At 42.9% G+C, this 9,304-nt stretch carries 6 protein-coding genes; 3 read left to right on the top strand and 3 right to left on the bottom strand.

The features are described 5' to 3' along the window. The coding region (locus F6K46_RS27235) for a galactose-1-epimerase (protein ID WP_293062979.1) at nt 1-1,307 on the bottom strand (1,307 nt) is incomplete at its 3' end. A 571-nt stretch (nt 1,308-1,878) separates the two neighbouring features. Between F6K46_RS27235 and F6K46_RS27230 the strand changes: the two genes are divergently transcribed. Continuing rightward, nucleotides 1,879-3,375 carry a TldD/PmbA family protein gene (locus F6K46_RS27230; protein WP_293062977.1) on the top strand — a complete coding sequence of 499 codons (1,497 nt, stop codon included), beginning with the start codon at nt 1,879-1,881 and terminating at the stop codon, nt 3,373-3,375. A gap of 464 nt (nt 3,376-3,839) precedes the next feature. On the opposite strand, the gene F6K46_RS27225 is transcribed toward F6K46_RS27230, so the two are convergent. Then, on the bottom strand, nt 3,840-5,480 hold the full coding sequence (locus tag F6K46_RS27225; RefSeq protein WP_293062968.1) for an SWIM zinc finger family protein: 1,641 nt from the start codon (nt 5,478-5,480) through the stop codon (nt 3,840-3,842). A 101-nt stretch (nt 5,481-5,581) separates the two neighbouring features. Between F6K46_RS27225 and F6K46_RS27220 the strand changes: the two genes are divergently transcribed. Both F6K46_RS27220 and F6K46_RS27215 read left to right on the top strand, forming a co-directional pair. Continuing rightward, nucleotides 5,582-5,752: a hypothetical protein gene (locus F6K46_RS27220; protein WP_293062966.1), complete on the top strand. Its 171-nt coding sequence runs from the start codon at nt 5,582-5,584 to the stop codon at nt 5,750-5,752. Continuing rightward, entirely contained in the window at nt 5,752-5,916 is a 165-nt protein-coding gene (locus tag F6K46_RS27215) for a hypothetical protein (RefSeq protein ID WP_293062964.1), read from the top strand. Before F6K46_RS27220 ends, F6K46_RS27215 begins: the two co-directional genes overlap by 1 nt. A gap of 29 nt (nt 5,917-5,945) precedes the next feature. On the opposite strand, the gene F6K46_RS27210 is transcribed toward F6K46_RS27215, so the two are convergent. Continuing rightward, nucleotides 5,946-9,143 (bottom strand): WGR domain-containing protein, encoded by a 3,198-nt coding sequence (locus tag F6K46_RS27210; protein ID WP_293036245.1) that lies wholly within the window; start codon nt 9,141-9,143, stop codon nt 5,946-5,948. Between the last annotated feature and the right edge of the window lie 161 nt (nt 9,144-9,304).

The raw sequence follows: 9,304 nt of genomic DNA, 5'->3' as shown, positions 1-9,304 counted from the left end.
TGCCATTTATAAATGGTATTAGCTGGAATATCACTAAATAGTAGAAAGCCGTCGGGATGCCAAACAGGTCCTTCAGTAAACTTAAAACCTCCTGCTACCTTTTCAACTTGAGTATTGGGAGCAATAACTTCTCCTAGATTATTTTGTTTGGTGTAAAATTTATAAACCATTAGGTGTCGGTAAGTTTCACCTGGATTCAAGATAACCGAAGGAAAGTTAGGCTGATTGACTGAGTCAGGAAAATGTTGTGTCTCTAGGCACAAACCTTGATGATTTTTATAAACAACATCTCCTTTCCCCACGGTTCTAAGCTTAGGAAGATTTCCCGAAAAAAACTGGATTCCTGGCTGATTAGTGTGAAGCTCCATCACCCGACCAGATTTTGGTTCATATACAGTAGCTGCGAGTTTGATTTTTTCTGATTCTCCATTCAAGACATAATTGAGGTCGTAGCCTCCTGGATAGTTTGGCTTTAGGGTATTTCTAAGCTGATTAATGCCATCTCCAATCAACTGAGGCTTAGTAAAGTCGTAGGGTGTATCTTTAACTGATTTAATCTTTCCTGTAGGGATGCGCTGTTCGTTGTTAGGCGTATATCTATCGGCATTGATCGTTAAATATTGTCCTAGAATATTTCCAGAACCATGACCAGCCAAGTTCCAATATGTATGATTCACCAAGTTGACAGGAGTAGGTTTGTTAGTGGTAGCAGTCATTTCCAGCTTTAACTCATTATCGTTAGTCAGAGTGTAAATAGCTGTAACTGTCAAATCACCTGGATATCCTTCTTCTCCATCAGGACTCAGATAAGTTAGTTTTAGTGCCTGTCTTTGGCTACTGTTAATTGGTTCAGCTTTCCAAACCACTTTGTCAAAACCTTTGTTACCACCATGTATGTGATGGGGAGGGGCATTAGCAGCTAGATCATACTTTTGACCATTGAGAGTGAACTGAGCATCTTTAATCCGATTAGCGACGCGACCAACAATTGCACCATAATATAGGTAGTGCTTAGCGGTCAAATAACCTTCTAGACTATCAAATCCCAGCACTACATCGTCTAGCTTACCGCTCTTATCAGGCAATTGTAATTCAGTAAGAGTAGCACCATAGTTGGTTATCTTAGCTACTAAACCATTGGTATTGGTTAAAGTATAGAGATAAACGTTTTTACCATCTTTAGTCTGGCCAAATTCCATTTTCGTTATACTTTTGTTTTCTTTGGTCTGGTAGTTATTTGCTGTGGCGTAAGATTGCTCAGGGTTAAATCTGTTGTATAAATCTGCTTTTACTAAAAGTAGACTCATTCCCATTGCGGTAAAGACTGTAATTATTTTTGTTAACATTGAGCTAGTAAGCATAGTTTATTTTTTAGGAATTGTAATCTGTTAAAATTATAATTTATATATTTTTTTTTAGGAAGATAATAGAGAGTAACTGGTTCCCCATGGTGGGATTAAATGAAGCCATTAGTAAGAAGTTAAATACGAATACCTTGTGGTGAACGCTAATGGGTAATCGATAATCGGGAGCCAATTAACTATCACCAACTCACTCAATATAAAATTACTGAAGCTATTTCAGATTAGCCGATAGTTTAGATATCAATAATCCAGGAAAACTCAGGTATTTGACCTAGGGCTGCTAGTAAATGATTGATTCTGGACAACTAGAAACACGCTGATTTATTATTGGTTCTTATTACTTGTTATTGCTTTTAGGATTAGGCTGAATGGTTACAACCAGGGACCTTGATTGTACTGACCTTTATTAAAATGAAGAGAGGGTTAGGTTAAGCCTAATCTAATTCCAGTGGAATTATAGCAACTTTAATCCATATTAGGCATTGTTCTTAAAAATTATTTACATACTTTACATATGATACAAGCCTTATCACCAATTACGACTACTGACTTGGCGAGAAACTTGGCGACACTAGGGATTGATTTAATTCGTAAAGCTGGTTGTGAGTATGGGGATATCCGTATTTGTACTTACCGTAATCAGAACTTAACCGCACGCGATCGCTCCCTTAGCCAACTCTGTGATAATGTTAGTTCTGGCTTTGGGGTAAGAGTTTTACTCAAGGGCGCTTGGGGCTTTGCGGCTAGTCCTTATAAAACTCCAGAGGAAGTGGAACGAATGGTGGCTTTAGCTGTAGAGATTGCTAAAGGTAGCCGCCTTTCTCAGCAAACAGAGGTAAGATTAGCCCCAGTAGAAGCCTATCGCGATAGCTATATTACTCCAATCGAAATTGACCCGTTTACTATACCAATTACTGAGAAAGCCGATTTACTATTGCGTATTAATAATCAATTGCTTAGCTATAGCGATCGCGGAATTAAGAAGGCTTACTCTTTCCTGCGTTTTACTCGTGAAGACAAGATTTTTGCGTCTACTGTTGATTCCCTAATTGAACAAACTATATACCGCAGCTATCCAGGTCTGGGTTGTACAGCAGTTGCCAATGGGGATGCTCAAAGCCGTAGCTATGAGCGTCCACCTTTAAATATCGGTTATGAGCATATTCAACCTCCAGACCTTTTGAATCAGGTAGAACGGGTAGCAGAAGAAGCAATAGAGAAGGTTCATGCTCCCAAAGGACCTTCTGGTATTCGCAGCACTCTGATTCTGAAGCCTAGTCATCTCCACCTAACAATTCATGAATCGGTGGGACACCCTACGGAACTGGATCGGGTGTACGGCTATGAGTCGAATTTTGCTGGTACTAGCTTTGCGACTACTGATAAATTGGGCAAGTTGCAATATGCTGCTCCTTGGGTGAATTTTAAATGCGATCGCACTCAATCCGGGGGACGTAGTACTTTAGGTTATGACGATGAGGGGGTACCAGCACAAGATTGGTATGTTGTCAAGGATGGCATTTTAGTAGACTACCTCACTGACCGGGAAACCGCTTATCGACTAGGTAATGCCAGTAGTAACGGTTGCGCTTACGCCGATAGTTGGTCAAGTGTACCGATGGTGCGGATTCCTAATTTAGGGTTGGAACCGGGAGCAGAGGGAGGAAGTCACTCTGCCACACTATCAGAAATGATTGCTGAGACTGAGGAAGGGATTTTAATTGATGGTAGAGGTAGTTTCTCCATTGACCAGCAGCGACGTAATTTTCAGTTTGGTGGAGATGCTTTCTGGAAGGTGGAGAAAGGTAAAGTAGTGGGCATGCTGAAGGATGTCACCTATCATTCTATGAGTACTGATTTCTGGAATAGTGTTGATGCCATTGGAGTGGCTTCGGAACGGGAGCAGTGTGGTACCCATATGTGTGGTAAAGGGGAACCGATACAAATTGCTCAAATGACCCATGCTTGTGTGCCGGTGCGGGTGCGCAATATTCAGATTGGGGGATCCTAAATCGTTAATTGTTAATAGTTTTTTTATGGTTAGTTGGGCACCTCGATTAATTAGTGTTAGGTAAAACAGAGGGGAATTTTACTATCCATTACTCAACTAACTATCCAAGATGGAGCAAAAGTATCGGCATTGCTCAATCAAGCAATGCCCTTCTTATTTATTATTTCAAATATCAAAAAATTACCTTTTCTGTTAAACAATTCCCAGATTAAGCAACGCCAAAAAATCACGCCCACTCCGTTGGTTACCCCTTCGTAAACTCCCTCGGACTAGACTGCTCAACTCAAGCGGGCTCGGGTGCTATCGCTAATTAGTTTTAGGAAAACGAAACCGTAATAGCGATAGCACCCGAAAGCCCGCACAGTCACGAGCAGGCTAGTGATGCGTGGTTGAACTTATCCCAGGGACGGCGATCCACCGCCCAGATTGCAAGGCTGTTTACCAACTGATGGAATGGACGTGATTTATTGAGACTGACGAGCGTGCTGCATCCGCAACGCCAGAATGTGTTCACAAGGACCTTTGTACAGCTTATTTTGCTGATACCAATTACAGGTACACTCTGCTGCTATTATACGTTCATCACGATCAATTGTCAAAACGGGATTATAGGTTTTGCTTTTATCTGTGACATTTCCCTGTAGCTGGAGTGTACCTCCAGCGTCTTTTACTGAGGTTACTTGTACGGCATTGTTACTTAAGAAGCGGGTTGCTGTTTCTTCTCGCTGATTGGCAAACCGTAACCGTTCCATGGGTAAGGGCTCTCGGGAGAGTTCCCGGACTCGATATACTTGCTTGTTTAAGTCGTAAATGGCTCGTCCGGCTTGGGTGTAAGCTCCTAAGGCACCTAGGACAGCAGTAGGACTTAGGTCTAACCGCTGGGCGAGACTATCGGGACTTTCTACCCAGTTTTCTCTGAGTGCGTCAAAAATGAGTTGTTGGGTCCACTGGTCTACATCTGCACGGGGTGCCATTAAGTCAAAGTTCCCAGCTTGAGACCAATCGTTAGCTGTCCATCCTGATAAGCCGAGGGTAAAGGACATATCTCCTAGGTCAGCTACATAAAAGGATGGCATGCCGGTTCCGAGTAGGTGAATGGTAAATTTGTTGGCAATGGGAATCAGACGTTCTAGGATGTGGAGGCGGCGGCGTCCCCACACTCGGATGACCTGTTCTGATGAACCTTGATAGGGCGATCGCGAACAGACTACTTCGATGTTCCAAGGCTCAAATACTATTCGCACGGGTTCTCCTGGTTTGAGATGGTAACGCATTCCCCGTGGGCCAGTTTTTTCTTTGTGGCGACGCAACACAAAACAGATATTGTGAATATCCATGGGCTGCAAGTCAAAGGTGGTGGCGGGTAAGGCCATGGCGGAACTGACTTGTATAAATCCTCTTACCCAACTGTCTGGTAGGTCAATTTTAACTTCTTTAAATGCTGCTTCATGGGTAGTTTTGACTTCAAAACCGGAGGGGTCAATTTCAAATTGGGTTGTCTTATAACTGCGGATTTTTTGAAATTCATTGTACAGGGCGGCGGAGTAGTCTATGTTTGTTGTACCGCAGGCGAATTCACTGATAGTTTTAAATACTTCGTAGCTGGCTCCTAGTCGTCCATAACTGGATTCATCTTGGCTGAAACATTCAAAGAAGACTTCATCGGGATGAACGGTAATTACTGGATCCAGGACAAACCAGGCATCACGGTCTTTCTCATAGAGGTAATTGTAGTACTGCTGTCTGGCTTTATAAAAGGTGGATAATCGTTGAGATCTGTTCTGATTTAATTGAGTTAGTTCTGCTTGTAAGGGTTGAATTTTATTGGCGAGGTCTTGGCGTTGTGCGGCTATGATTTGCCAGTCTTGTTGGTCTTGGTTAGCACGCCATTGTTTATACTCAGTTCTGTCTTTGGGTTTGAAGCGTAAATCGGAAACTACTACGTCATGTAGGGCGCTGATGGCTTCTCGAAAGGCTACATTTTTCCCTAATTCACCAATGAAGTAGGTGGGAGGACGCTTGGTGTCTGGGGAGAAGGACATTTGGGTGCTGCTGCCGCGATCGCTAACTGCTGTACTATTTTTATAGGCGTAGTTAAATTCCATGGTTTTTAGGGGATTGAAGTATTTTTTAAATTGTTAAGGAGGGAATTTAGAATTTAGAATTTAGAATTTAGAATTTAGAATTTAGAATTTAGAATTTAGAATTGGGAGTCGGGAATCGGGAATCGGGAATCGGGAATCGGGAATCGGGAATCGGGAATCGGGAATCGGGAATTGGGAATCGGGAATCGGGAATCGGGAAGTTAGAAGTTAGAAGTCAGAAGTCAGAAGTTATAATCGGTAATTGGGAATCGGAAAAATTAGGAAATAGATAATGGAAATAGATAATAATAGTTTTTGGTGTTATACTAAATCAGTATTTTGTTTCATGAGCTATCAGGATATATTTGAAAATGTTATAGGGTTTCTCCTACTATCCCTACTCCCTATTCCCTACTCCCTACTCCCTACTCCCTGTTCCCTGTTCCCTATTCCCTAAAATACACAACTTTTAAATCCCTAAACTCCCTACACTCCTCTTACTTCGGATACTGGTTTAACGTTGATGGGAAGAGGAAGATTAGGATAGTTTTGGTGAATTTGAAGCATAATCTGAATTGAACGGGCTTTATCACCAATAGCCATTGTGATGGATTGTCGTGTTAATATTTCTGCTACTATTTTAGCAGCTGCTTGGCTTTTTTGGGCTTCAGCTTCTAGAAATGCAAACACGCGCTGTTTAGCAATTCGTCCGCGATTAACCCGAGACAAAATACTGATAAAGTATGGAATTAAGTCTTGCAAACGGTCGGGATTATCTAGGGCATACTGTTCTAGATAGTTAGTGGCAAATAGCTGCATGTCTTGACTGGGATGTTCACTAAATTTGAGGAGATAATCTTGACCATAACTCTGCTGAAAGGTACGTAGGACTAAATCCCGCCCAAATTGACGAACATCATCCCGAGTACTGTCACAAATACTTACCATGACTTCAGGGGTCCAGTCTTGTTCGGTAATTTGTTGGCTAAAGAGTTTGGTAGCAAATTCTCGGGAATCCTGCCATTTTGCTTCTAGTAATCGCACTGCGGCTAACATGTCTTGAGAATTGCTACGGATACGGTTGATGATTTGCTCAATCATTGTCCAAGCGGCTTGACGGACGGATAGGATTTCATGATTGGCTAGTTTGACAATGTCAGGAGTTTCTAATTCTAATACCCAAGTGGTATAGTTAGCTTGGAGTACTAATCCTGCTAATTCTTGAGCGGCTGATGATTTGGCTTGGAGAAGTTCCATCGCGTTGTCTTTGGGAATCCTAGTCATCCAGCTGGGTAAGTCTTCTCGTAGCAGTTGGACTAAATCTTGGTGAACACCTTGATGTCTTTCTGGTAGCTGCAATAGGGTAATGATTTCTGTGGCTAGCTGAGTGACAAATTCTGGATATAATTGTCCTAAGCGCTGAATTACTGGACGAATACCTTGACGCAAGTGTGGTTGTTGATTGGTTGCGATCGCTAATACTAAGTCGTAGTCTTGTAGCAACCGTTGATCGGGAAGTTGACCGAAAATCTGAACCCCAATCCCTTGCACTGACTGATGGGAAGCGTTGAGGAGTGATTCAATTAATTTGGGTGGTAAGTCAGCGGCAGGAGTTTCGTGATTGAATAGGATTCTTGCTCCCAATTCTTGGATTTCTGGCATGGGGTGTTGGAGGAGATCTAGTATTACTCCCATACCCAATGTCCTGAGTTGGGGGGTAAAACCTAGAAGCAGGGTTTGAGCAGTGTCTTTGGCGATATCGGTTTGAGTTGGTTCTAGTTCGAGTACTGCTACAATAACTCGCCCGATTAATACTTTGGCTGTTGCTTCACTTATTATTGATTGAGTCAGTAACTGACGGGCAAAGGTACGGGTATCGGAGTGTTGACTGATGACTAACGGGATGATCAGGTTGCTAGCCGTGATCAAATGAGTTGGTATTGCTTGTATCCACTGATGGGCTTGAGTACGAGCTGGTGGAAACTGGCAGTTGGCTAAGGCAAGTAATAAGTCTAGGTTAGGATTGTCGGGATTATCGGAATTATATTTTTGTGTTGCTAGTTCAAAGCCGAGTTGAGCCGTTACTGGGTAGGGTTTGTTAACTAGTGTGATTACAGTATCTGTATCGATTTGATTACAGAATGACTGACATACCCTTAAGGCTTTGGCGGCAAACTGATGAACTTGATGACAATCGCTTTCTAATAGTAACTGTAGCAGTGCGTCTGGATGTTGCTCCCAAAGTTTAGGAAAGGCTTCTTCTCGGACATCTGGCTCTGGATCACCAGGTTTGTAGTTGTCTCGACAACGCCATGCCTGGCTGTTGGGCATTAATTGGTAACGGGGACTATTGGTATAGAGAATATGGTTAAAGGTTAAGTAACCAGCATAGCTGTCCCAGTTGCGAGTGTAGCTGGTGCGAGTCCAGTTGGAGTAGTTCCAGCGATACAAGGTTGATGTTCTGGCGGGCACCCCATCAGAATCAGAATATTGGAGTAGTATCTCTAGGGCTAGATTTACATAATTGCCATCGCATTCTTCACCCAATTTCCTGAGAGTCCTCCATACCCGCCGCCGTAGATAGTCACGAGTAACGTTGCTGTAAGCCCGTTTAGCATCAGGACTACCGAGGTAATGGGAACGGGGAATATATTTGCGGCTATTTCTGTCCCAGTAATATTTATGCCAATAAGACTGACGAAACATTGGTCCCTCGGTGTCTAGGCGGTAGGCGATAATGCCAAATACTTGGGCATCTTGTCGATATTCGGCAATCTTGAATATGTGGCGAATGGCTTTGAAGTAGTTGGGGCGTAGGGGAGCAGTGCGTAATAGGTTTAGTAGTGCTGGGCGCACTTGAGCATTATTAATTTGATATAGGGTATCGAGGACACCAAAACGAGTATAGTCGTTACTGTCTAGATAGGTAAGTAGGGCATTAGAGAACTCAGCAGGATTATCGGTTTCGATATGGGATTGCAATTCGGCAGGCAATTGCTCTATCTGTTGAGAGCGCAACCGTTCTTGAGTTGATTGATCACAGAGTTTCATCCAGGCTTCCCAAGCAATCCCCTTGACAAAGTCTGGAGTTGAAGGGGTTTCATACAAGCGTTGGAGGTGAGGAATTACATGCTGATCACCACACCATCCCAAAGCCCAAGCAATGCAGTAGTCTTTTAAGGGTTGATCAGTGCCAATCAGAGGGATAATTAAGGGCGTAGCTTCACGAATTTTCAATTCTCCAGCCCGCCAGATCGCTCGGGTTTGGGACCATTTACTAGAGCCTTTACTACTATCTGGATTTGCGTTCGGCTCTGCCGTGCCAAAAGCGATCGCGTTGAGAATGGCTTGATGGCGTGGGTCCTTGGTAACTACGTTACTAGTAGTTAAGTTACTGCTATTTAAGTCATTAACCTCTTGTTGAGTTTGACTACTTGATGGCTCAGTTACATCTTGATAGCCTTTCTTGAGTTTTGAGCCCACTAACTGATCAAACACTTGTTGTGCTTTAGCCAAAGCTACCGGCTGAGCAGTTTTTGAACTTTCTTTCAAGGTCTTGCCACGGCGTCCATAGCGGAAGTTAACGATATACTGATCGTTACCGAGATCACACAGATCGACTTCGTAGATTTTATCTGAGTTATCAGCTTGATAATGGAGCGTAGTGCGTTTGATCAGTTTCATAAGACATCAGGGAAAACCCAGTTAGAAGTAGAAACGCCTGTCATTACCACGATATTAAAAAAATTATCTAGTCGCTCTCGTTCCCCAATCCTAAAGCTATCGTAAATAGAAGCACGGTAAGCCCAGCCTAACCGAAAGGATTAAAACTTGCCCATTGCTGC

Origin of the sequence: Moorena sp. SIO3E8 (genome assembly GCF_010692445.1) — a bacterium.
In the GTDB taxonomy this organism is placed as follows: Bacteria; Cyanobacteriota; Cyanobacteriia; order Cyanobacteriales; family Coleofasciculaceae; genus Moorena; species Moorena bouillonii.
The sequence above is the reverse complement of the archived record's forward strand: the minus strand, read 5'-3'. Positions and strand labels throughout refer to the sequence as shown.

Coding starts and splice junctions, on each gene's coding strand:
- F6K46_RS27215 (WP_293062964.1), top strand. CDS start 5,752: ATGGAAATAGATAATAATAGTTTTTGGTGTTATACTAAATCAGTATTT.
- F6K46_RS27225 (WP_293062968.1), bottom strand. CDS start 5,480: ATGGAATTTAACTACGCCTATAAAAATAGTACAGCAGTTAGCGATCGC.
- F6K46_RS27230 (WP_293062977.1), top strand. CDS start 1,879: ATGATACAAGCCTTATCACCAATTACGACTACTGACTTGGCGAGAAAC.
- F6K46_RS27210 (WP_293036245.1), bottom strand. CDS start 9,143: ATGAAACTGATCAAACGCACTACGCTCCATTATCAAGCTGATAACTCA.